This is a genomic window from Faecalimonas umbilicata (assembly GCF_004346095.1).
GTDB lineage: Bacteria > Bacillota > Clostridia > Lachnospirales > Lachnospiraceae > Faecalimonas > Faecalimonas umbilicata.
Window position 1 is genome coordinate 1 of the sequence record NZ_SLZV01000022.1, and the last position, 21398, is coordinate 21398.

Sequence of the window (21398 nt, forward strand, 5' to 3'; positions counted from 1 at the left end):
TGTGATTTATCACTGGAAATATAAAATGGATGAAATCAGTGAAGAGGAAGCGGCATCCGTTTGATATAGCAATTATTTAATATTCGTTATACTAGGTTACTTCCCCACGTTCTGGCATTATTCAAAGCATTTGTAAGGAATCCAGCAATCTTTCCTGGTAGCTGACTAATAAAGCTACATACATTCGAAAGTGTATCACTAGCAGCTTTTTTGCAATTGGAGACCATGTTAGTTCCCCATTGAATAGCTCTTTGTAATGTTTGTTCGAACAACTCGGCAGCCTTAGAAGGCAGGTCTTGCAGTCCAAGTATTACACCTTCAACCATGAAGTTTCCTTGTTCCTCCATGACTGTAGATGGCGAATGAATTCCGAAAAATCCCTTGATTTTATCCAGCAAACCCGTGCAAAGATTTCCTACGGTGGTCCACAGTCCATCAAGTGCTCCTGTGATTCCGCCAATAATTCCCTCTACGAGATTGATTCCAAGATCAACCCAGTCTATTCCCTTGAACCACTCTACAGCGGTTGTTCCTATGCTTTGAAGAAGAGTTGGAATGGATGTAACTAGCGACTGAATTCCATTAACGATAAAGTTAATGATATTTGCACCTAAGTTATGCCAATCAATTCCATGAAGGAAATCTCTTGCGGTTGTACCGATATTTTTTATCGCATCAGGTATAGCAGATGCAAGGCTTGTTATACCATCTTTTATGAATGTAATAATCTTAGAGCCGATACTCACCCAGTTAAATGCGAAAAATGCAGACACAATAGCCTGTATGATCTGCGGGATGTTTGCAATCAACGTAGGGATTGCTTCAATCAGCCCCATTGCCAGTTTTGCAAGTAACTCTATTCCGCATCCAAGTAATTTAGGTGCATTGTCGTTAATGATTCCGGCAAGGTTTGTGATAATGGTCGGCACTGTTTCAATAAATACCGGTATATTATCAATCAACGAGTCAGCTAATGCCATAATAAGATCAAGCCCGGCATCTACTAACTGACCGACATTTTCTCTTAAAGTACCAGAAAAATTCATCAGAGCTTCCATTGCTACAGGTATCAAATTAGGAAGATTTTCTCTGATTCCATTCGCTAAATTTCCTAGCAAATCTATTCCGGCCTGGAATATAGCTGGCACTTGCTGTGCTATCCCTTGTACAAGGGCAAACACAATTTTAACTCCGGACTCTAGTAATGTTGGTGCACTAGATATGATTGCTTCTGCTAATTTTGAAACGCAATCTATTCCGGCCTGTACAATCATAGGGGCGTTTTGAGCGAGCCCTTCTACGATTTGTGTTGCTATGGTAATCGCAGCAGACCAAATTTCTGCCGTGCATGACAAAAAACCAATAGCGAGTGATGTTATAAGTTCAACACCAGCTTCTGAAAATTCGGATGCATGCGCTCTAATTCCATCAATAAATGATGTCACTAGATTTGTAGCTGATTCGACTAGCTTTGGTGCAGACTCCATAGCCATTTGGGACAGCTTAGCAAGGTTCTCTCCAAAACTCTGAACTAACCCCTCAAATCCATTTTCTGTGAAAGACGTATTCATTTCGTCAATCATTTCTGTGACTGTCTTAACCACATCTTTCGCAGGCTCTTGTACGTGCTCATAGAAGGTAAGCCCTAATGTTTCCAACGCTCCCCCGGCTTGTTCGATAGCACCAGGAAGGTTGTCCATCATTGTTTCAGCCATTCTCTGTGCAGCTCCATCTGAATTGTAGATAGATTCTGTGAGCTTCTCAAAATCTTCATCAGATGCACCAACGATAGCTAGGAGTCCAGACATAGCTTCCTGTCCACCGATAGCTGCAGCCATTTGAGCTTTCTGTTCCTGAGTTAGACCATTGAAGCCTTTTCTCAGATCTCGCATGATGCTGTTCAAGTCTTTCATGCTTCCATCACTGTTTGTAATGGATATTCCAAGTTCGTCCATAGCCGCCTGAACTTCTTTTGTAGGCTTGGCCATCCTTGTCATAATAGCCCTTAGTGATGTTCCAGCTTGTCCTGCTTTAATACCACTATTGGCCATAAGTCCAATAGCTGTAGCGCAATCCTCAGCTGAAAATCCTAACGCACCAGCAACAGGGGCAACATATTTGAATGTTTCTCCCATCATGGCAACGTTAGTATTTGCATTACTAGAAGCTGCGGCTAATACATCGGCAAACCTTCCGGAATCCGAAGCTGACATTCCAAACGCTGTTAATGCATCTGTTACAATATCGGATGTCGTAGCCAAATTCTCCCCAGATGCTGCGGCAAGGTTCATAATACCTTCTATACCGTCTAGCATATCAGCCGTCTTCCATCCGGCCATAGCCATGTATTGGAACGCTTCGGCACTCTCGCCGGCAGAGAATTTTGTTTTTGCGCCCATTTCTTTTGCTTTTTCTGTGAGCTTCGCCATCTCTTCTCCGGACGCATTGGAGATAGCTTTCACTTTGCTCATGCCGGATTCGAAATCCGCTCCGACTTTAATAGCTGCTGTTCCAAGACCGACTATCGCTGTACCAGCACCAGCTATAATCGCCCCTGTTGCTTTCAATCCTTTTCCAGCTATGCTACTGATTTTAGATATCCCACTTTGGAACCCTTCAGTAACAATGGACGTATCAAATTTTAATGTTCCATCATAGCCCAATTATTTTTTCACCTCTTTTCGGGGCAAAAATTGATTATCGGCACATGATGGCTCTACTTAATCTGTTGTCCTTTTTTTATTTTTATTTCAATAACATTTTTACATTTGCGCCCTTTACACAGAACGTATACACCACTACATTCGGCATCTTCCGTGAACGATATCGGCATCCGATATCCGCAAATAGGGCATGTTACTCTTTTCTCTTCTTTCATAAAACTCCCGCTATAGCAATCCTTCCAAATCTCCATCGCCCATAAGCGCTTGTGTGATTCTGTCGTATTTATCTTGTTCTGCCTCAGACATAGGGAGGGCGTGTATTCTTTTCATTTTTTCGTAGAACGAACGTTGTTCAGGAGACATAGTGCTCGTTATGGTTACACTCCGATAGCCCATTATCTTTTTAAATTCGCACTCATCACTTAACGATGTGAGCAAGGCTCTGAATTTCCACCAGTGCAAGTCCTCTATGTCTTGTAGGTCAATACCGTATTCCGACACGAACGCAGCATATATATACCGGTCATCATGCTCAAAGGAATACACGAGCTTTTCTTCTTCTGTGTTATCTTCATCAGCTTCAGACTTTCTTTTCTTTGTTTTATCTTGGTTACCGCACCTATAAAACCAAATTAGTTTCTCAACAGCTTCGTCTAAATATTCCGGATCCGGTGTCTGCGGATAGTATAGGTTTATTGCTTCCAGTATTTTATCTTCGTCAGATATGGTATTGTCCTGCATCATAAGCTCAAATAAAACGGAGATGCGAAAATCCGTATTTATTGGATATTCCACACCTCCGATTTCTACTGTTTCAGGAAGCAAATCAAGTAAAATATTCATTAACAATGGTATGCGGTAACCTTGTTATGCTTCTTTTTATTTTTCGCTCTTCTTTCAGCCCTATTCTGGACTCTATCAGGAGTATATTTGTTCATGATTTCTCTTGTTTTTTCATTCTCTTTCTTAGCTAAATCGGATGCGATTCCGAAAGCTTCTAAGCAATCTCCTAAGTTGTTCTTTTCACCGAACAGCTTTTCTGCTGTGCCTTCACCAAATGTTGTGTCGAAAAATCTTTTTACGTGTCCGCACTGGATTCTCATTTGGTCGGCTACGCTTTTCCCTTCGTACTGTGTAGGCTCTTTCACATCATCAACAATTTTGTTGATATTTTTATCATATTCTTCCATCACATCTGCATCAAGAAGATCTAATTCAAGTTCCACTCCGTTAAATTCCATTTTACTCATCTTTTTTACCTCCACTATTTTTCGTTATTTTTCTTTTTTAAACCGGTGACTGAACAGCTACCTCAAATTTTTTGGCTTTGATGTCGAAAGTACCATCCACAGGGTCGCCAACAGCATTAAGATTTCCACTCAACTCCTGCTTTTTCTCACCAGACATGGATGACACCTCAGCCGATACTGTAAACTTTCTAGCTGCATATTTGTCAGCTTCCTTCTTGTTCCAAAGTTCTACACGAACATATTCGAACTCAGCATCCTCTCCTGTGAGGTGATCTCGCCCTACTGTGTAGAGTGCGTTAACAGCCTCTTCATCAGGAATCAAATGCGTAGTGAATGGGAACACTGATTTGTACGATACAACACTAGAAGACTCGCTCGCTTCGTTGATGTACTTCGCAGATTCCGACTCTGCGCCAAACTCTTCGTCTAATGTGGTGAATCCATATCCCATAAGCGCCCATTTCGCTTCACTCGTAGTTGCTACATTGAGATAATCAGCAATTTCATGTCTTTGAATTGCACCTTTTTTTGTCGCCATTTGTTATACCTCCTTAAAATAAATAAGACGCAATGGCAATTGATACCTTGCGTACTTTGTTGTAATGTCAAATATATATCCAGGGGAAAGCACTTCCAACTCATTAGCATGCATCCCTTCTGGAAGTTTTGGCAGATTTCCATTTCTATTTTGTTCTTCAATCCACTCAGCAAACTGCTCATAGAACGTACTGTTCTGTATGTTTTGAATCCTATCCATATCGTAGTATTCTCTAGAGCCAAAGCTGAATTGATATTGTCGAATAGAACTTCCGTCTATATAAGTTTGAATAATCGGGTCAAAGGATCCGGTTTCGATAACATATTCAATACCGTTGGTTCCGAGAGCATCTACTCTGAATACTCCATCTTTAAGCAATGGACATTTCATAAAATAGTCGGTTACCGCCTGTATAACAGATTCAGGTTGCATATTTCTCACTCCTTAAATCTTTTTTGCTCCATTTAGGATATCTTTCTTTTCTTCGGTTTTCATACGTTCAAACCATTTTGCCCCTCTATTTCCGTCATACGGTCTCGATTCTGCAGTACCGTAATATTGATAGGCTGAATACGGAGCAATATACTTTACTTCTCCACTTCCTATCTCGGTCCCTAGTTTTCCTGATTTATCGAGCATACCGGTTTGGAACGGAACTCTTGGGCTGCATCTTCTAAGGACCTCGGAATCAACAAACTTTTGCTTCCGGTCAAAACTTTCGTTTCTGCTTCTAGAAAAGTTAGGATTCCATTCAAGCTTTGCTTTTCCATTATCCGTTTGGAAAACAGCACCTCTCGGTGTGGTGATTTTTGCCCTACTCATTTAGGCACCTCCTATTCTCCAATGTTTGGAACGATTAGATCCTCTTTGTGTGTTATCTGCATACTCTACTATCGTAAAGAAATCTTCATCCTCGCTCCTCAACCGATTCAGTTCTTCTGGGAGTAGTTCTGTTATCTTTCCATACCGGAAGCTGAACGGGTCGAACAACCAATTGTCAGCTTGTACAATATGTCGCCTTAACACATAAGCGTTTTTTTGGATTGTCCAGTATTTTCCCAGATCATCGGCTGAAACTCTTTTAAATTCTTCTTCCGGAAGATATATCTTTCCACCTTCAATCGTGGCATTAAAAGGAATTCTAATTACTACCCTAGCACTACCTTCTCTTTGCATCTCGGCCTGGCTCATAGACCGCACATCATACCAGCAAGCTCCGGATATCATAGTCGGAACAAACTTTTCTCTTCTGTCGGCCCCAACTACTTTGTTGATTATTGTGATATCTGCGTTATCAATCATATTTCTCAGACCAACCTTTGTACATGAGCCCTGTACCGCTTAACCACATTTTCGCTTTTGCTAAAAGCTCTTTCTTGTAATCATCTTCCTTTGTAGCAGCAACGTATGTAACGCTGTAGCCGTCATTAGATTCAGAAGATACTGTGTTGCTCTTCTCCTCTTCTCTTCTATTAACTACCTCAGCCATATCGCAGATAGCATTTTTTACGCATACTGGTATTTCTTCCAGTTTTCTCACTCGCCCAAAAGTTATTGCATGAAGATAAGCTTCTGCCTGTCGTTCTGCAGTTTCAAAGTTTGTAGCCGTCAACTTGTCACCGTGATATGAGCTTTTATAGTAATTGAAATCCACATACGGACTTCTTTTGTCTTCTATGAACACGTTGCCACCTCCACTATGATAATTATATTATTCCGCAGACGGCTCTTCCGTTTTATCTGCCTTTAGGCTCTTAGAAGCTTTCTGCGCTCTTACCGGCTTTTCAGAATCTTCCTTCCCACCGATTTTTTTGCATGTATATCCCATGAATTCATAATCACGCTTCTTTGATTCCGGGATTCTACAGGTCATGCCATCTTTCTCAGCAATATACATGGTTTACCTCCTATTCTGCATCAGCTGTTGCTGTTGCGGTGGTTTTCCCTCTTGATTTCTTAGCATTTTTAAGCTGCTCTTTCAACTCAGCATTTTCTTCTTTGAGCTGTGCGATCTTTGCATCGGCATTTTCGCCGTACTCCTTCGCTTCTTTCAACTCCTTATTAAGCTCCTCGATTTTCTTTTTGGCATCCTGTACAGATGTTACTGTCGCTTCACAGATAACATCTCCATTCTTGTCGGTTACTGTGTAGCCCATTTCAGAATATTCGAGTGCTTTTTCCTCAGCAATCGCAATAATTCTATTCTTTTTCTGTGCGAAATAACTCATTCTTATCTCTCCTTTCATAATTCTGCCCCGCACTTAAAGCAGGGCAGTGATTTTATTTTTAGGCCTGTACAGCCATCTGAATAGCTTTCACTTTGTTTTTCAAAACGAAAACATCTTCGTGAGATTCCTCGTAGTAAACATATTTACCTTCTGACAACGCAGATGGTGGGTCCAGCTTCGCAAACTCATAAGATACAGGTGTGATTACCGCAAGTGGGTTAATCAAGCACATATGAATCTGTTTAGCAGATCCGCCAGCTTTCCATCCAGAAGTGAACTCGTACACTGTTTTCATCAATTCAGATGGTACTTCTACGATTTCCACTTCATCAAGGGATGTAATAGCTCTAGAAAGCTGGTTCTGTTTTCCTACATCCAATGTTCTGTAAATGCCCTGTGCATTTTTAATCAATGTGTTTGTTGCTGGTGTTACATAGAGTACAAGCCCCATTTTAGGAACTCTTCCCTCGGCCATCTTTTCAAGCATCTTGTCATAAATGGACAGGATATTTTCAGCTGTTAAAGCTGTAGTATCTGCGGACTCGCCAGCTGTTGTCCAGTCAGAGTAGATCTTGGAGATTGTATAAGCATCCATCTCAGGGAATTTCTGTTCCTCATTGAATACTCTTGTGATATTAGCAATAGTTGCTACCTGGTTTGTCTCCTGTACATCTCTTGGGTGTACCAATGTAGACCACTTTCTCTCATTTTCAAGAGTTAATGGAGTCCAAGAGTTGTTGTAGTTTCTAGATGCAGTTGCGATTGTATCTCTTGTTGCATCTACTCGTCCTGTAACGGAAATTGTTGGGATTTCAATTGTTTTCCCATTCAACCATCTGTATCTACCGTTGTTTGGTGTGTTGTACAATGCCCCAAAGTAAAGCACGTACGGGAAATTCTGCTCTAATTCTCTCTGATATTCTTTTGCATAGTTTAATGCTGCCATTTCTATATCCTCCTAATTATTCGTGTTTTCTTACTCCGGAAAAGCCGAAGTTAAATGTTGAGCTTTTTGGCTCCTGTGTCTGTGAGTTAGTTCCAGCTGAAAAATATGGTGCTCCAACGTTTGGTTCTGTACCAGTACCGCCTTCATTCCCTGTAGGATTTGGTTCTTCTACAACAAACGCATCTTTATAATCAGGGTTTTCTCTCAACTCTTTCATTACATCGTCTGCACCTAAGAATTTTCCATCTTCCAGCTTTAACTCTTTTTCCTCTAAAGCTCTTCTGACATAATCCCTGTACATAGCACCGGATTTAAGCCCTACGGTATCAAGATAACGATCCATCTGGTGTTCTCTCTCCTGCTTTATCAGCTTATCATTGAGCTTCTGAGTTTCTGAATTGTACTTCTGCTCCCAGTCGGCTGCTTTCTGTTTAATACCATCAATATCCATATCTTTGTAAGACTGAATCTCATCATTCGCATCTGTGAGCTGCTGTTTCACTCCGTCCAATTCTGTAATTTTGGCATCCAGCTTTTCTTTTGCCACATAACCGCCAGCTTTCAAATCTACAACCTGAATTTTCTTATCTGCATCAATCGCAGCTTCCAATTCTGCATATGTCATAGCCTTTGGTTCTTCTCCGTCTTTCTGATTGCCAAATAATTTCTTTAAAAATTCGTAAGCCATTTTGCCTACCTCCTTTATTTTCTTCGCTGATTTCGTTTATACTCCGGTTCACTCCGGCTCTGCTATCGTGCATTTATATCCCGGCACGCTAGGGAAGGAATAGTTTAAACGTCATACTCAGGACAAAATGCAACAGGTGGTCTTTTCCAAAACAGAAAGAACCACCTGCGTATAAATCATTGTTTTGTTGCTACCGTATAAGCCTCTGATAGCCTCTGGGTGCCATTTTAAAGGTTTATAGGTAGAAATTATTGCCTAAAGGATAAAATCCCTTAAATCAGCTTCCCTTCTAACCCTCAGGGTGGGAGATGCAGGATCACCTCCTCTCACTTTCTCCTGCCCTTCTTGTTACTATTACCTTTACAACTCACATTCTCCACCTCCCTTCCGTCTATGTGCTGATATGTTCTGCAAAAAACATCTGAATTGCACGATACAATATCTCCTGTTGGTTCTTGAATGATAAAATCTCCAATTCTTGCCCTGTTCCATCCTCCAACTTTCTTTATGCTGCACCCATATACATTGACAGTGCCATCTACGATAGACCTGTCGATAAATATATCTTCTCTTTTAACTGCATCAGAGAACCATTCCGGTGCATACACTTCTGAATCTTTCGTAAACTGGAAAGCATCGACTTCTATTGGCTTCTGACGATATTTCATAGCAGTTACTCCGCAAAAACCCAATCTTCTGCAAGCATATCTGCCTGAGATGCCAGCCATCCCATCTGAACACCGGAAGTTCCGACAAATGCGATTGCTTTGTTTCCAATGGCCTCATGATTGCAATTTACAACTTTTCCTTCAAATGTGTAAGAAATTCCAGTTGCAAGCTGAATGTACTGCTTCTTTCCATTCCACCCTTTACGTGCAACTTTCATTCCACGCTTCAAATATTTGATTGCTTCTGCAAATGAAAACAGAGCCTCGCCACCAAGTTCCGGACAATTCTCTTCGTCTGCAATAACCCAATCTCCAGAGCAAATATTATCAAATGTATATTCTGGTCGATCTGTCTGGCGGATATCCAGTTCTTCTCCATCTTTCGTATGCATCATGATAGTTTTCTTGTCATTATCCCAATACCAGTAGCCGCCCCAGGAAGGAAGTTTTACTTTTGCTCCTTCTTTCATTAACTCATATGCTTCTGGAAACATCATTCCTGGCTCTCCTCCAACGCAAAAGGCAACATCTTCGATGTAAATATCTTTACAGTTGCAGTGAACCAAATCGTCATTGTAAGTTCTGTCAATGTAGTTCATCTTTTCCTCAATATTTGGATTTATAATTGTTTCCTGCTCTCCAGTCGGCATATGGATAATCAAGACAATCCCTGTAATCTCTTCTCCACATTTTTTAGCATCTTCATATCTTTCCATAAGTTCTGTTTTCTTCATAAGATTTTTCCTCCTACTTCTTCGCTTTTCTATTCGCCCATACCGCTTTCATACTGGTAGAACGTCCATAATTGACAATATTTCCATTCTGATCCTTTACCGCATATACCTGTGTTCTTGATGTATCAAGCCGATGTCCGGTTTCAGAACAGAAATCCTTTAATTTTTTCTCTTTATTTTTCAGCTTTACGGATTCTTTCTGAAATTCTTCTTTCAAAAAATTCTCCGTTTCTGCATCAGTTGCACTTTTCATTGCAGAATCATAGGCGGCAAGAACTCTCTTAATTTCCCTGATCTGCCTTTCTTGTCTGCGCATAATCTGGCTACATTCATATTCCGTCAGCCAATCTCCATTAAATTTATACTTCGCTTCTGTATATCCGTTCAGCATTTCTTGCGTATATGCTGGTTTTGATATTCCCGGCCAGAATGGAAAAAAACTATGTCTGCAATTTGCTCCACATAGCCCCGTTACTGTCCCATATCCAGTTGCTTCGTAAAAGTTCCTGTATCCATTCCCTTCTCCTTCAATCTTGAATACCTGTCCTTGCCAAACAGTATGTTCCAATCTTGCACCAGGATGCGCCGTGGTTTCATAATATTCAGCTCCCATATCTGAGGCATACATTTCTGTAAGCACAGCTGCTGTCTGATTGATTCCTGTAAGTAGTGCCATCCTCATGGCAGATTCTAAAGACATCTGAGAGCCGGAACTGTATAGGACTTTACTTCCCATCATAGCAGCGCTTCTGATTGCCTGCTTCAATGCTTCCTGATAAGAAAAAGCACCGCTCTGTACTTTGAGCAATGCTTCATTAAGTGACTGGATATAAAGTTCTTGACTTTTTGCTGCTGTTGTCAGTGTAAGATTGTTCACGTCTCCTGATGTTTTCTTGGCATTTGCAAGAAGTAATTCCTGCATTCTCTGTGATAAATTCACTTCAGAGATGACCCCTGCATCCAGCAAAGGTTTCCCATCATTTCGTATACTGGTAATCCCTGCATCCTTAAACATTTCAAGTATCTCTTTATCAGAGAACCCAGAAAACTTGCCAACTTCTTTTACAATATCATTTAGCAACTTTCCGGATTCCTGTGCTTGCTTAATCTGCCATTTGGCTGTATCTGTAACTTTTCCTGCCTTTACCATTCTTCTTGCAATATCCCTTACAATCTGCTCATTGAGGTTGTCTACCATGCCGAGATACCCATTTGAGAATGCGGTGAGATATTCAGGTGTCAGCATGGCTACACCTCCTTGATTGTTTCTGTCATTGTATTTTAGCCTTATCCTCTTTTCCGCCATTACTAAAACCGGTATTTCTTGCATTAGATAAAATAGTAACATCCAGTTCTAGGAGTAAGTTCGCAACATTTTCTGTTTCCTTTTGTGCAAGACTGTAGGACTTTACACTTTCAAGCGGCTTCCCATCCAGGCAAACACCTAGTTCATTAATTTCCACTTTATGCATTATATCTGTTCCTCCCTCCTACTCTTCTTCTGGAAATTCATCTGGAAGAACTTCTGGCATATAGTCTTTTGCTTCTTCCTCCGTGCAGCCAAAATACCAGGCAATAAATTTTTCTGGTTTCAACTTACCTGCTACAACCATAGTCCATCTTCTCTGATACTCTTTGTCAGTATCTTCCAATACACTATCGCCCCAGGTGCAGTTCACCTCTACAGCCCCAGTAGGAGCCATATTATACAGGCTGTTCAACACTACCATAGAATCAATGAGATGCCGGAATCCTTTCTCCCATGCTTTCTGTAATCGGCTCACCGTCCGGTAAGAGCGTTGCTTTGATGTGCGGATCTCCTCTGCTGTTTTCTCCAGTTCATTCGGATCAGAGATTGTACCATACGCAAACCCTACATTCCATTCAATTCTTTTCAGGAACTTATTTAGCCCATTGAACATTGGATCATCTCGAATATCTGGATTATAAATATCAAATACTGTTTTATCCTTTGCTTCATCAAACGACCTGTACAGTCTTTCATGCCCTTCCGGAAGAATTGGTTTACCTTTCTTGTCTGTTTTTAAGAATTCCTCTGACAGATGAACCGCTGCTTCTTTTGCATCGTATTCCCATACAATCTGCCCCATCATTCTATCCGCTTCATGGATAAGTTCCACAGCCTTAGAGTAGACAGATACTCCAAGCGGAGAGCTATTATCAATGTTATTGCTCTTTGCTGTTTTAATATAGACAAAAAGCGGCTTCTCCACATTGTTGATTGTTACTGGTGTTTCTGAAAGTCCAGCCCATTCCTCAACCTCTGCTAAAGGAACTTCTTCATCAAAAGGATAATTTATAATCGGTTCTTCGCTGTCATTGTAGGAAGAAATTTTCTCAGAACGGTATGCCCGATTCACAATGGTAATGCTGTTCCCAGTAAATTCATGGTATTCCAATCTCGTATACAGGAAATCTCCCATGCGCTTATGCTGTAAAAAAACAGCAGACATAATCTCACCCTTGCTGTTATAAGCTGTCGGGTAGAAATGATCTGCTTCTACAAAATCTATTTCTATTTTTTCTGGCAAGCCTGTTGGTCCAACCGATACATAGGGTTTCATCACAATCCCGCCTTTTGCACAATAGCGTTCTACATGAATATCCAAATCTGTCAACTCTCTTTCCAACTGAGTGTTGATAAAGTCTGCCAGCTGGCTTCCGGTTGTGGACAATTCAAATTCTGTTAATACCAATCGGGACATCTCTTCTGCGATTGTAGCCGGAAGGTTTGTGCAGAGGGTTCCATCCTTGCCTTCCCATGGTGGATGATTTTCATACATATCTTTCCAAAGCTGAATTGCATTATCCATAACACCGGATATAGCAATCTGCACTTTTAATTCTTTTTCAATGCTGTTTCTCGGCAGCAATTTTCTCACCCACTTTCGTATAAAATTTTTGATGCCAAATCTCACATTCTCACCTACCCTGCCTGTGTTTTGATATATTTCTTAATATCTCGTTCATAGCTGTATTCAAACCCGTCCAGTGTATCAATATCCGATGTGCCATCGTCCAAACGTTCCAGTTCTACAGTGTTTGGTTTCCACACTGCCATACTAAGAGCGTCCTCAAGCGTTTCACACATTTCTGTATATGCAAACCTGCCCTGTGCTACTAGAGAAGTAAAGCAGAAAATACGGTCATTGATACGATCTTTCTTTGCATTTCCGACTTTTATATCTCCCATTTCAGCCTTTGCCATAGCTTTTCTTAATCCACGAATGAGAACCTGTTCGGCAGAATCACAATAAATCTTACTGATACTTCCGAACAAAGAAATAACCTTCTTCACAAAGGCTATAAATACTTTTGCCAAAGCATCCGGATCAAGCTCCTCTTTATGCAATTCCGACAGTAAAGCAACCAGCTTCCCATATCCAACCGTAGGTGCTGATGCTACAAAAGAATGACCGGATCCGTTACCTCCAAAGTCAACCCCTATCGTTATGCCAAGAAGTTCTCCCTTCTTCATCATTTCCTGTGCTTCTGCAATGCTTATTTTCATCGGATTATTTTCCATCGCTGCCAAGGAAGCAAATTGTGTATACACAAGACCTTCTGCAATACTTCTCTTTCCAAGAATATCTCTGACATACCAAATGCTGTTTTCATCATACTGACTTACAATCTCCTCAAGTCGTTCCCTCGTGATATTGGCATTATCAAAGATAGTGAAGTGCGCATAATTATATCCGCCCTTCAAAGTTCCTTCTTTTGCCTTCCGTTCATATACATCAAGATAATTTTCATAAATCGGTGCTTTCGGATGTTCCGGGTTCATATCCCAGAAGATTTTTCTATTCTTCGCTGCAAGCTGTCGGTTAAACGCCTCTTTAATTGTATTGTCATGATGTAAGTTTATCTCCGTAGCAATCCACATACCGTAGGAGTTACCACGAATCTTTTTAAAGCTGTCAGATGAAGATGCTCCTGCAAAAATCACAATTTTTTGCTTGAAATTCGTAGATGGTCCGCTAATCAACAGAGCTTCCATGTCTTTGTATTTTCCCCATCTGCACTGTCCTCTGAATATCCATTCCAGACCAAATCCATTCGCATCTCCAATATTCAACTTTGCATTACCCATCGTGGAACCAGTTGCTAAATGAATTTTATCCGGTGTTGTTTTCAGTTCCTGAGCAAAGGCGAATACATTATCTACAGTTTTTCCGGAACGAACAGCTCCTTCCAAAATATTGAATGTACAGTCCCGGCATCTGCGAATATATTCCTTATGTCCTTCACCGAAATTAAACAGAATTGTTTTCTTCCTGTTGAGGTCGGATTTTTTAATCTTTACTATCATAAATTTCCGCCTCCACTTCGTCCATGTCTTCAATCTCATATACAATAGATTTGTCTATGAAGTTCTCAGGATTTCGCTTATACTGTGCAGATTTTCTGTTATTCAGCCAATACATCTGTGCCAACACGTCAGGAGGGCACTCTTTCTCAACCACCCGTACTTTTGCTGGTTTCCTATTGCCATTAGAATCCATTTCCATTACAGTTTCTTTTTCTGTGTATTTGTATCCAATAGCACGTTCATACAGCTTTTTTTCCACTTTGGCATCTGCCTGATCCTTGCCAGACATCAATGCCACCATAAAGCTATCATGGTCCTTCTTCCATCTATTCAGTGTCCTGACCGATATTCCGAAGGCTTCAGCTATTTCTACATCGGTAGCACCTTTTATGGCTAAGGACCAAGCCCAGTCATCGTGGTATGCCTGGTTATATTTCAACGGTGCTGCCATGTTTTATGCCTACTTGCCAGCCAGATATTCCGCAGCCAGGTATTCAATGGCTTGCCACTTATTTTTCGTTCCAATTACGCCTTCGTCTGCCATTTTCTTAACCGCCTCCTGTATAACCTCTGCCGCCTCTGCTGGAACTGCACTACTTCCGAAGATACTTGTCAACTGCACCCATTCGCTGTCCTCTGTATATCCAATATCTTCAAACATCTGCTCTGTGCATTTAATCATTGCATGAATAGCTGCACCGGTATTCTTTACGTTTGCGAATTGCTGATATTTTGTAAGCGTTTCAAGGAAAGGCTTGTACTGCTCAATATCAGCAACCCCAAGAAAGTCCGGTTTTGTATTTTCCAATGCATCTATGAGCTTCTGCAAATCAGCTATCTGATGTGGCAAGAAGGTAAACGTCAAATTTTTCCAATCAAAACTGACTGTCGGTGAAAGATATTTTTCCAGTTCTGCTTCTGGTTCTTCCAGAATATCCTTTCCCGCATAACTTTCTATCATATCATCTACATCTTCCAGCATTTTTGCCAGTTCTTTTAACGTAGATTGGTCATCAAATCCGCTGATCGCATTATGTGCAATCTGCTTTGCTACGATTTTTGACCGGTTCAGACCGCTGATATCTAAGATAACAAAAAATTCTTTGATACCAGCATCTTTTCCTGAACGGATTCTGTGATGTCCTGAAATAATTTCAATTCTGTTTCCATCCTCCGTCAATGCACAAAAAGGCAGTGACTCTAGCTGCCCTCTTTTCTTAATATTGTCTGTGAGTTGTCTTTGCATTTCATTCTTCATAATACGGGCATTGATGTCCTGTTCCCTTATACACTCGGCAGGAACTCTTGCAATAATCAGCCCAGACCCCATATCAGCTATTTGTTCGTATCTGATTTTGCTTTGGCCTTCGCTCTTTCCTTCTGCCATTTATTTTCCCTCCTTAACCATTCTGCAAGCGTTTCTTTTTCTGTTCTATCCTTCAGTTCTGATTCGTAAGTTAGTCTGAATCCCATCTTCGGATCAGGGACTCTCTTGGTCAGTTTCATGACCCCTCTCATTTCTTTTGCTTCCGGATATTTTGTCATCTGAACCGTTTTCAAGTGTCCTACTTTTTCTTTTTCCAAGTCTGTACAGATTTTGAATATAAAGCCTTTGTTCTGCGCCAGCATTGTAAGTAATCTTCCCAACCTGTACTTCTTATGGGGAACGGTCATTCCATACATAAGAAAAACGGCATCTGATACCTGTGTACCAAATGCTCCCATTGTAAGCGCTGCTTTATCCACGCCAAATACCCCTGCTATTTTCCCATCAATAAGAACTGCAATATTGATCGGTGCCGAAGAACCCACAAAATTGTGCGTCCAAAGCTGGCGATAATACTGCGCCTCTGCTCTTTCGATCTGACATAGCTGTACTTTTGTCTTTTCTGTAATTTCATAATCTCTCGGAAGCATACTACATTCCAGACTGCTCAGTTTGCTTTCCCCAGGTCTTGCAATTTTCTTTCCGTGTGCCAATGCAGTCGCTTCCTCTGGTCGATTAGCAGTCAAATATACATTTACCCCGCTTCGCACTCCATATCTGGCAAATACCGGTTCTCCTGCTGTCTTTCCTGGTTCATTTTCTTCATAGCAAAGCACAAGGCATTTTGCATCTTTGCATAAATCCATAAACTCCTGTAATCCTGTCTTCGGGTCAAAGATTCCATACTCCGGCTCCTTCCATGTCATCATTCCACCGGTATCATAATACTTTTCAAATCCTGCGGCATATGTCGGCGGATTCGCAATAACAATACAGTGTTCATCATTCAGAACTTCGTCCATATGCTTCCACATATCCAAGGCTCTGTAATTCATACCGTTCAAGATTCCCTTTGCCCGTTCCAGTTGTTCTCTGATATCAGCAATGTGTTCCTCTTTTCTCGTGGCTAAATCTAACATGAAATTGTAAAAGTATTCTTTCCCAGCATTTTTTACTGTGCTGAGGTATTTCCATGCATACATTGCCACTGCCGGATCTAGTAACTCTTCATCGCTGAATCCTTTTGCATGAATTTCCAATTCATCTAACGGTTTTCCGGTGACTGCATATCCCATGATAGACGTGAACATAGATACATCTGAGGCTTCTACTTCTTCGGGTTTAAATCCAGACTGGATTGCCAAATGTGACATAGCAAAAGCACCGGCGCACGGCTCTACAAATCTTGTGTACCCGTTCTTTCTGGCATTTTCTAGAAGCACCTTCAAGAACTTTTGTTCCGATGGAACCAGCGTTCCCAAGAAGAACGCCCCCGGATTCTGAAACATCGCCATTTTCTTTCCCTCCTTCTTTTATGTATGTTTTATTGCCTGGAACTATAAAGCCTCTGAATTCCGCTATAAAGCGTTCCAAGCATAAGAAAAGCCCCACCCTATATGAGTGAGGCATTGTTTTTGGTCCGCCGAGCAGGAATCAAACACTGCGTCCTCCCGGTAAAGAGCCGGGTGCTTTAACACTAAGCTATCAGCGGTTAAGTATTGTAGTGAGGATAAGTTGTTCGGTACAGATCACTCATGAACGATAACTGCTCATATCCAGAATCTTGTTCTTCCCGTTTTTTCTCCTCTTTTTTTCTTTGCTTTTCTCCTGGATTCGGTGACGGGTCTGGAAGTTCTTCAATCTTCTGTCCCGTCTTTTCGTACCACCATTCAGCAAAGACTAATCTATGACACCATTCATCGGGTTTTCTGACATCTTCATAGCAGCAAAGCACTACGTCTTTCCCTTCATTCAAATATTCCTGAATGATTGCTCCGATAACTGGATATCCTGTTTTTTCCAAATGCTTGAAGTACGGTTCTCTGAATCTTGCTCTGTCATTTTCATTCCAGAGATACCCAGGTGGTGCTATCTGTCTGATATCACCTGAAATCCGATACTTCGTTGGGAATCTCGGCATACTTCGGACAACTCCTACTACCGTATACTCCCCTGTGTTCAGTTCTTTGTTACTAAATCTGCTAGTATACAACTTCGGCATTATTCTCATTCTCCCTTCCGTAGATGCTGACTATCGTTTCAATTCCTTCAGCAATTCTTGCCTTAGTGTCTTCACCCAGGGATAAATAGAATCTTTCATGCACCATACATTCATATGCTTTCTTCATTTTCAATGACTGTTCTGGTGTTATTCCAAGCCGGAAGTCTTTTGCGATCTTCAATGCTTTTTTGTACTGATGTTCTGCTACTAAACTTCTTACTATGTCACTCTTCCGAATCATTTCTATCACCTCTGTTTCGATACCGTTTGGTAAGTTTTCTACATCTTCATTCTAACTTGTTACCGTCTGGTGTCAAACAGAAGCGTTTGTTTTCCGCTTATTTTTATGGAGTGACATTTGAATTGTTTACGAGCTACATCTTACCAAACGGTAATTGAATAGTCAATGCCCGCTTTTTGCCCTCGTTATCGCCTCGTGGCTCTATTCTACCGTTCAAAGCCATCTATACCAAAGATAAGTGCCGTTAATCTCCTACAGGCTGCTTTTACGTCCTTGTAGACAGTACGCTCATTTATGACCTCTTCTTCTGCAATTTCTTGCACTGTTTTTGCCTTATTATTCAAATAAAGCCCTTCAATTACACGCCATCTACGTTTTTCCTCCTGGTATGGGGAACTTTCGCAGCTTTCTCTGTAAACCTCCAACATTCTATCTACATGATTCATAATTACCCTGGTTCTGATTACTCCTCTCTCAATGCTCTCTATCTTTCCATCTCTATCAATCCTCCTTCCTTCCATCAGTTCAATAATATCTACGATGTCTTCGTCCAGTTCATTGCTGATTCTGTATATCGCTTTTTCATCGTACTCCGAAAAATCCCGGTAATGTTCCAACAGCATTTTTGTGTTCCTGTATCTCCTGTCGAACTTTGCCTTTTCTTCCGATACCGATTTCTTCTTCTCTTCTGCTATTTCCTTCTGATAAGCACTTACTGCTCTATCCGCCGCCCTGTCCAAAAGCCGTTCCATTTCTTCCTGGGTGATGCTGAATGTTTTTCCTTTTCCCATCGGTAAATCCTCCTTTTCACTGGTTGCCATTTAACTATCCATTTGATACAATATGTTTGCGAGACATATTAAGGGTGGCTTTACCGACAGGCTATCCTTTTTTATTTTCCGCAGGTAGCAAAATGAGAAATATATCCAATATCATCTGCCATTTCTGGTCTGCACCTTGCTCCCGCAACTACTTTTCCTTGCCGGGTAACAATCCTCTCTTTCCCTCCTGGAACTGCCTGATAATTTATTAAACCCGGATCTACTGGCATATTCTTTCCTTTCTCTGTCCGGACCCACAATATTCTTTTTCCACATTTCCTACAAGTTCCGAATGGATTGTCTGTTCTTGACATCGTTGGCACCTCCTACACGCCTAAATCCACATTGAGCCGTATAACTCTTTTCCCGTTATACTTTCTGTACTCTTCCACTTCCATTTCTTCAATGTCTTCGTCAATACATACTTTAGCACTTACAAAATCTCCTTCCTTAGCTTCTTCCTGAACTTCCGCTTCCACACCAAGCCCATCAGCATATACATTGGTTTCTACCATCATATCCGCCGGATACTGTGACAGTTCCTGAATCAGTTCGTATACCGTCATTGCCGCTTTCATTTTTCGTTTCCTCCTTGAATTTTATTCCATATACCCGATACATGCGCTCAAATTCTGCCATTCCCACTGTATGAGCCTCTGTATGGTGGACTCTGCATAAGCATATCTTCCGGTAGTCAGAATCATTTACCTTCTTCCGGTTATTTCCCATTCCAATGCTGTCCACATGATGAACTTCTCCGTATCTCCCACAGATAGCGCATCTGCGATTCTTCAGGCAAGCCCATAGGTAATGATCTATGTCGTCCGTCCGGTTGCTTCCAAAATCCATCAGCGGAACTCCCATTTCCAACGCCAGATCCAGCATCGTATTGATAAATTCCCTGGCTGTGTCCATCGTGCAGTCAGAAAGAGAGAACTCTTTGCAGCCAGTCCGAATGATATGTTCCAGCTTTAAGCGTTCTTTCATTTCTTCAGGAGCATATCCTGTGAAATCCGCAATATCGCGTATCGTTGCATATGCTTTCTTCCTCTGTTCTGCGCTAATATGTCTTCCATCGTCCAACCATACCATGCAATCTTTGATTCTTTTCTTTAAAATCGCTTCTTCCAGATGCCGGTCAGGAATAAAAATCTGCAAATGAGTTCCTTCCTGATCCGGCTTGTATGCTTTTATGTCTGCGTACTCATACATCTGTACTCCTCTTAATTTTTCTACGCCTTAGTCAATGTCTTCATATCCGTATCCATCATCTTCCGGTTCGTCATCTTCTCGGAAATCTTCAATTTTAACTTCTCCCTCTACTGGTCCAGGAAGAGCAGTTTCATCTACCACTTCCCCTTCCAATAACGGAAGTTCATTCTCTTTCGGCTCATTCATTGCTTCTTGGAAATCTGTATCGAAAATGCTCCTCTGTTCTGTGTTGTTGACATAGGTTAAGACGTATTCCTGTTTCTGTTCGTCCCATACCATCGCCATTTCCGGATTAACACTGCCCTTTTCTTCATTCTTGATATTAATTGCAGATGTTACTTTATGGTCAAATTTAGGCTTCAGAATCTTTCGTGTTTCCCCTTTTACTTGTGGATCATAGTTTGGAATGAAATCTGGAACCAGTTTGATATCTATAGTGATAGTAACCTTCCCTTCCATGCTTTCTTTTTCCTTCATAGTTCCAAGCGCACGTTGCAATACAATGTCTGCATCTCTTCTCAGTTTTTCAAAAGTATCTGCTTCAATCCTTAATTCTTTGCAATCTTCCATGTGTTTCTCTCTCCTATCTCAAATCTTCCATATGTTTCTGTATGCACTCCTTACACCCCGGACTCCTATATCCTACACATTCTTTCTCAAAATCAATGTTCGCATCATCTTTCATAGGGCATGAAAAACAGTGCCGCATAAGTGCTTCAATCAAAATTTCTTCATTCGGTGTCATGCTTTCCTCCAACCTGTAAAATTTTCACTTCTACTCGTGGCTGCTCCGAATAATATTTTCGGAACATTCCATCTACAATCATTGCATCATCTCTGTAAGCAATGCCATTCAGGCTATCACAGATTACTTTTGCAATATTATCAAAGTCCGGTTTCTTCACCGGTCTGATTTTTCCCTCTATCATCTCCTTCCGTTTTTTCTTGGATGTACTTTTCGGAATCCCGTAAAATGCAAAAATCCGAACGTCCAACATTGCATTATCTGGAAATCTGAAGTTATTACACTGAATCCCATATTCCGCTTTCACCTGATTCTCATACATTACTGTATTCTTAGGTGTATATGCTCTGGCAAATGTTTTCTCTCCGTCCGCTGATTTTCTCACTGAAACTCTTGGTCTTCCTTTTGCTTTCGGCTCTCCATATACAGTAAACTTAACCATCATATCCTCCCTACTGACTTTCTAAACTGGATTCCTCCAGCTTTGCCTGTATGCAAAAATAATTACTTTTCCCTTTTTCTCTTGGTACTTTGATCTGCCGCACCGTATATCCATTCTTCACAAGAATCCCTGCCACTTCCTGTCTATCTTCCAGCGTATAGATTCTCAGCTCTGCAACCGGATTGAAATTGTCACTCTGTACTCCAAAGAATTCTTCAGGTCCACATTCCAGCGCTTTTGCGATATCCAGTAATGCGGAACACGGAATTTCTGTAACTCCATTCTCATAATTGCTTATGGCACTTTCTCCCCTACCGGTTAATTCTGCCAATCGCTTTTGTGATAATTTTCTTTGTTCACGAATATTTTTGATGTTTTTTCCTACGTCATTGTTATTCATG

General features: G+C 41.1%; 31 protein-coding genes and 1 tRNA gene. All 32 read right to left on the minus strand.

Going from position 1 to position 21398, the window contains the following annotated elements:
* Positions 1-86 precede the first annotated feature (86 nt).
* A complete protein-coding gene (locus EDD74_RS10400; RefSeq protein ID WP_116442412.1) occupies positions 87-2663 on the minus strand; it encodes a phage tail tape measure protein in 2577 nt (858 codons plus the stop codon).
* A 225-nt stretch (positions 2664-2888) separates the two neighbouring features.
* On the minus strand, positions 2889-3506 hold the full coding sequence (locus EDD74_RS10405; RefSeq protein WP_116442413.1) for a bacteriophage Gp15 family protein: 618 nt from the start codon (positions 3504-3506) through the stop codon (positions 2889-2891).
* The gene (locus EDD74_RS10410; protein WP_116442414.1) at positions 3506-3913 is read right to left on the minus strand and encodes a DUF6673 family protein; all 408 of its coding nucleotides are present in this window, start codon (positions 3911-3913) and stop codon (positions 3506-3508) included. Before EDD74_RS10410 ends, EDD74_RS10405 begins: the two co-directional genes overlap by 1 nt.
* Positions 3914-3950: 37 nt before the next feature.
* Positions 3951-4451: a hypothetical protein gene (locus EDD74_RS10415; RefSeq protein WP_116442415.1), complete on the minus strand. Its 501-nt coding sequence runs from the start codon at positions 4449-4451 to the stop codon at positions 3951-3953.
* Between the two features lie 3 nt (positions 4452-4454).
* Positions 4455-4883 (minus strand): hypothetical protein, encoded by a 429-nt coding sequence (locus tag EDD74_RS10420; RefSeq protein WP_116442416.1) that lies wholly within the window; start codon positions 4881-4883, stop codon positions 4455-4457.
* Positions 4884-4895: 12 nt separating this feature from the next.
* Positions 4896-5273, minus strand: coding sequence for a minor capsid protein (locus tag EDD74_RS10425; protein WP_116442417.1), 378 nt, complete (start codon positions 5271-5273; stop codon positions 4896-4898).
* Positions 5274-5753 carry a hypothetical protein gene (locus EDD74_RS10430; RefSeq protein ID WP_116442418.1) on the minus strand — a complete coding sequence of 160 codons (480 nt, stop codon included), beginning with the start codon at positions 5751-5753 and terminating at the stop codon, positions 5274-5276.
* Entirely contained in the window at positions 5746-6135 is a 390-nt protein-coding gene (locus tag EDD74_RS10435) for a head-tail connector protein (RefSeq protein WP_116442419.1), read from the minus strand. Before EDD74_RS10435 ends, EDD74_RS10430 begins: the two co-directional genes overlap by 8 nt.
* A 27-nt stretch (positions 6136-6162) precedes the next feature.
* Positions 6163-6348, minus strand: a complete 186-nt coding sequence (locus tag EDD74_RS10440) for a hypothetical protein (protein ID WP_116442420.1) — start codon at positions 6346-6348, stop codon at positions 6163-6165.
* A gap of 10 nt (positions 6349-6358) precedes the next feature.
* On the minus strand, positions 6359-6697 hold the full coding sequence (locus EDD74_RS10445; protein ID WP_132038453.1) for a hypothetical protein: 339 nt from the start codon (positions 6695-6697) through the stop codon (positions 6359-6361).
* 40 nt (positions 6698-6737) lie between these two features.
* Complete coding sequence (locus tag EDD74_RS10450) at positions 6738-7625, minus strand: capsid protein (protein ID WP_116442422.1); 888 nt, start codon at positions 7623-7625, stop codon at positions 6738-6740.
* A 16-nt stretch (positions 7626-7641) separates the two neighbouring features.
* On the minus strand, positions 7642-8313 hold the full coding sequence (locus tag EDD74_RS10455) for a phage scaffolding protein (protein WP_116442423.1): 672 nt from the start codon (positions 8311-8313) through the stop codon (positions 7642-7644).
* Between the two features lie 326 nt (positions 8314-8639).
* Positions 8640-8981: a hypothetical protein gene (locus tag EDD74_RS10460; protein ID WP_116442424.1), complete on the minus strand. Its 342-nt coding sequence runs from the start codon at positions 8979-8981 to the stop codon at positions 8640-8642.
* A 5-nt stretch (positions 8982-8986) separates the two neighbouring features.
* Positions 8987-9715 (minus strand): DUF2829 domain-containing protein, encoded by a 729-nt coding sequence (locus EDD74_RS10465; RefSeq protein WP_242990199.1) that lies wholly within the window; start codon positions 9713-9715, stop codon positions 8987-8989.
* A 13-nt stretch (positions 9716-9728) separates the two neighbouring features.
* The gene (locus EDD74_RS10470) at positions 9729-10961 is read right to left on the minus strand and encodes a phage minor capsid protein (RefSeq protein WP_165851629.1); all 1233 of its coding nucleotides are present in this window, start codon (positions 10959-10961) and stop codon (positions 9729-9731) included.
* Positions 10962-10986: 25 nt separating this feature from the next.
* Positions 10987-11187, minus strand: coding sequence for a hypothetical protein (locus EDD74_RS15130; protein ID WP_165851630.1), 201 nt, complete (start codon positions 11185-11187; stop codon positions 10987-10989).
* Between the two features lie 18 nt (positions 11188-11205).
* Positions 11206-12654 (minus strand): phage portal protein, encoded by a 1449-nt coding sequence (locus EDD74_RS10475; protein ID WP_116442426.1) that lies wholly within the window; start codon positions 12652-12654, stop codon positions 11206-11208.
* A gap of 8 nt (positions 12655-12662) precedes the next feature.
* On the minus strand, positions 12663-14048 hold the full coding sequence (locus EDD74_RS10480) for a PBSX family phage terminase large subunit (protein ID WP_116442427.1): 1386 nt from the start codon (positions 14046-14048) through the stop codon (positions 12663-12665).
* Positions 14032-14499 (minus strand): helix-turn-helix domain-containing protein, encoded by a 468-nt coding sequence (locus EDD74_RS10485; RefSeq protein WP_116442428.1) that lies wholly within the window; start codon positions 14497-14499, stop codon positions 14032-14034. The genes EDD74_RS10480 and EDD74_RS10485 overlap by 17 nt, the downstream gene beginning before the upstream one ends.
* Before the next feature lie 9 nt (positions 14500-14508).
* Positions 14509-15435: a ParB N-terminal domain-containing protein gene (locus EDD74_RS10490; protein ID WP_116442429.1), complete on the minus strand. Its 927-nt coding sequence runs from the start codon at positions 15433-15435 to the stop codon at positions 14509-14511.
* The gene (locus EDD74_RS10495; protein WP_116442430.1) at positions 15384-16829 is read right to left on the minus strand and encodes a putative antirestriction adenine methyltransferase; all 1446 of its coding nucleotides are present in this window, start codon (positions 16827-16829) and stop codon (positions 15384-15386) included. Before EDD74_RS10495 ends, EDD74_RS10490 begins: the two co-directional genes overlap by 52 nt.
* 121 nt (positions 16830-16950) lie before the next feature.
* Positions 16951-17026: transfer RNA gene (locus EDD74_RS10500), tRNA-Lys, on the minus strand.
* Positions 17027-17536, minus strand: coding sequence for a hypothetical protein (locus EDD74_RS10505; RefSeq protein ID WP_116442431.1), 510 nt, complete (start codon positions 17534-17536; stop codon positions 17027-17029). It abuts the tRNA gene before it with no gap.
* Positions 17517-17777: a hypothetical protein gene (locus EDD74_RS10510; RefSeq protein ID WP_116442432.1), complete on the minus strand. Its 261-nt coding sequence runs from the start codon at positions 17775-17777 to the stop codon at positions 17517-17519. The genes EDD74_RS10505 and EDD74_RS10510 overlap by 20 nt, the downstream gene beginning before the upstream one ends.
* Positions 17778-17983: 206 nt before the next feature.
* Complete coding sequence (locus EDD74_RS10515; protein ID WP_116442433.1) at positions 17984-18568, minus strand: hypothetical protein; 585 nt, start codon at positions 18566-18568, stop codon at positions 17984-17986.
* 101 nt (positions 18569-18669) lie between these two features.
* Entirely contained in the window at positions 18670-18912 is a 243-nt protein-coding gene (locus EDD74_RS10520) for a DUF6083 domain-containing protein (RefSeq protein WP_116442434.1), read from the minus strand.
* A 12-nt stretch (positions 18913-18924) separates the two neighbouring features.
* Positions 18925-19176, minus strand: a complete 252-nt coding sequence (locus tag EDD74_RS10525) for a hypothetical protein (protein WP_132038454.1) — start codon at positions 19174-19176, stop codon at positions 18925-18927.
* A complete protein-coding gene (locus EDD74_RS10530) occupies positions 19088-19810 on the minus strand; it encodes a putative HNHc nuclease (protein WP_116442436.1) in 723 nt (240 codons plus the stop codon). Before EDD74_RS10530 ends, EDD74_RS10525 begins: the two co-directional genes overlap by 89 nt.
* Positions 19811-19837: 27 nt before the next feature.
* Positions 19838-20380, minus strand: a complete 543-nt coding sequence (locus EDD74_RS10535) for a hypothetical protein (RefSeq protein ID WP_116442437.1) — start codon at positions 20378-20380, stop codon at positions 19838-19840.
* A gap of 13 nt (positions 20381-20393) precedes the next feature.
* Positions 20394-20555: a hypothetical protein gene (locus EDD74_RS15135; RefSeq protein ID WP_165851631.1), complete on the minus strand. Its 162-nt coding sequence runs from the start codon at positions 20553-20555 to the stop codon at positions 20394-20396.
* Positions 20542-20997, minus strand: coding sequence for a RusA family crossover junction endodeoxyribonuclease (locus EDD74_RS10540; RefSeq protein WP_116442438.1), 456 nt, complete (start codon positions 20995-20997; stop codon positions 20542-20544). Before EDD74_RS10540 ends, EDD74_RS15135 begins: the two co-directional genes overlap by 14 nt.
* Before the next feature lie 10 nt (positions 20998-21007).
* Entirely contained in the window at positions 21008-21397 is a 390-nt protein-coding gene (locus tag EDD74_RS10545; protein ID WP_116442439.1) for a helix-turn-helix domain-containing protein, read from the minus strand.
* Between the last annotated feature and the right edge of the window lies 1 nt (position 21398).

Coding starts and splice junctions, on each gene's coding strand:
- EDD74_RS10485 (WP_116442428.1), bottom strand. CDS start 14,499: ATGGCAGCACCGTTGAAATATAACCAGGCATACCACGATGACTGGGCT.
- EDD74_RS10440 (WP_116442420.1), bottom strand. CDS start 6,348: ATGTATATTGCTGAGAAAGATGGCATGACCTGTAGAATCCCGGAATCA.
- EDD74_RS10525 (WP_132038454.1), bottom strand. CDS start 19,176: ATGAAAGCGGCAATGACGGTATACGAACTGATTCAGGAACTGTCACAG.
- EDD74_RS10540 (WP_116442438.1), bottom strand. CDS start 20,997: ATGGTTAAGTTTACTGTATATGGAGAGCCGAAAGCAAAAGGAAGACCA.
- EDD74_RS10520 (WP_116442434.1), bottom strand. CDS start 18,912: ATGTCAAGAACAGACAATCCATTCGGAACTTGTAGGAAATGTGGAAAA.
- EDD74_RS10415 (WP_116442415.1), bottom strand. CDS start 4,451: ATGGCGACAAAAAAAGGTGCAATTCAAAGACATGAAATTGCTGATTAT.
- EDD74_RS10410 (WP_116442414.1), bottom strand. CDS start 3,913: ATGAGTAAAATGGAATTTAACGGAGTGGAACTTGAATTAGATCTTCTT.
- EDD74_RS10480 (WP_116442427.1), bottom strand. CDS start 14,048: ATGATAGTAAAGATTAAAAAATCCGACCTCAACAGGAAGAAAACAATT.
- EDD74_RS10530 (WP_116442436.1), bottom strand. CDS start 19,810: ATGTATGAGTACGCAGACATAAAAGCATACAAGCCGGATCAGGAAGGA.
- EDD74_RS10510 (WP_116442432.1), bottom strand. CDS start 17,777: ATGATTCGGAAGAGTGACATAGTAAGAAGTTTAGTAGCAGAACATCAG.
- EDD74_RS10505 (WP_116442431.1), bottom strand. CDS start 17,536: ATGCCGAAGTTGTATACTAGCAGATTTAGTAACAAAGAACTGAACACA.
- EDD74_RS10535 (WP_116442437.1), bottom strand. CDS start 20,380: ATGGAAGATTGCAAAGAATTAAGGATTGAAGCAGATACTTTTGAAAAA.
- EDD74_RS10470 (WP_165851629.1), bottom strand. CDS start 10,961: ATGCTGACACCTGAATATCTCACCGCATTCTCAAATGGGTATCTCGGC.
- EDD74_RS10405 (WP_116442413.1), bottom strand. CDS start 3,506: ATGAATATTTTACTTGATTTGCTTCCTGAAACAGTAGAAATCGGAGGT.
- EDD74_RS10490 (WP_116442429.1), bottom strand. CDS start 15,435: ATGGCAGAAGGAAAGAGCGAAGGCCAAAGCAAAATCAGATACGAACAA.
- EDD74_RS10445 (WP_132038453.1), bottom strand. CDS start 6,697: ATGAAAGGAGAGATAAGAATGAGTTATTTCGCACAGAAAAAGAATAGA.
- EDD74_RS10425 (WP_116442417.1), bottom strand. CDS start 5,273: ATGAGTAGGGCAAAAATCACCACACCGAGAGGTGCTGTTTTCCAAACG.
- EDD74_RS10495 (WP_116442430.1), bottom strand. CDS start 16,829: ATGGCGATGTTTCAGAATCCGGGGGCGTTCTTCTTGGGAACGCTGGTT.
- EDD74_RS15130 (WP_165851630.1), bottom strand. CDS start 11,187: ATGCATAAAGTGGAAATTAATGAACTAGGTGTTTGCCTGGATGGGAAG.
- EDD74_RS10450 (WP_116442422.1), bottom strand. CDS start 7,625: ATGGCAGCATTAAACTATGCAAAAGAATATCAGAGAGAATTAGAGCAG.
- EDD74_RS10515 (WP_116442433.1), bottom strand. CDS start 18,568: ATGGGAAAAGGAAAAACATTCAGCATCACCCAGGAAGAAATGGAACGG.
- EDD74_RS10455 (WP_116442423.1), bottom strand. CDS start 8,313: ATGGCTTACGAATTTTTAAAGAAATTATTTGGCAATCAGAAAGACGGA.
- EDD74_RS15135 (WP_165851631.1), bottom strand. CDS start 20,555: ATGACACCGAATGAAGAAATTTTGATTGAAGCACTTATGCGGCACTGT.
- EDD74_RS10465 (WP_242990199.1), bottom strand. CDS start 9,715: ATGAAGAAAACAGAACTTATGGAAAGATATGAAGATGCTAAAAAATGT.
- EDD74_RS10460 (WP_116442424.1), bottom strand. CDS start 8,981: ATGAAATATCGTCAGAAGCCAATAGAAGTCGATGCTTTCCAGTTTACG.
- EDD74_RS10545 (WP_116442439.1), bottom strand. CDS start 21,397: ATGAATAACAATGACGTAGGAAAAAACATCAAAAATATTCGTGAACAA.
- EDD74_RS10430 (WP_116442418.1), bottom strand. CDS start 5,753: ATGATTGATAACGCAGATATCACAATAATCAACAAAGTAGTTGGGGCC.
- EDD74_RS10420 (WP_116442416.1), bottom strand. CDS start 4,883: ATGCAACCTGAATCTGTTATACAGGCGGTAACCGACTATTTTATGAAA.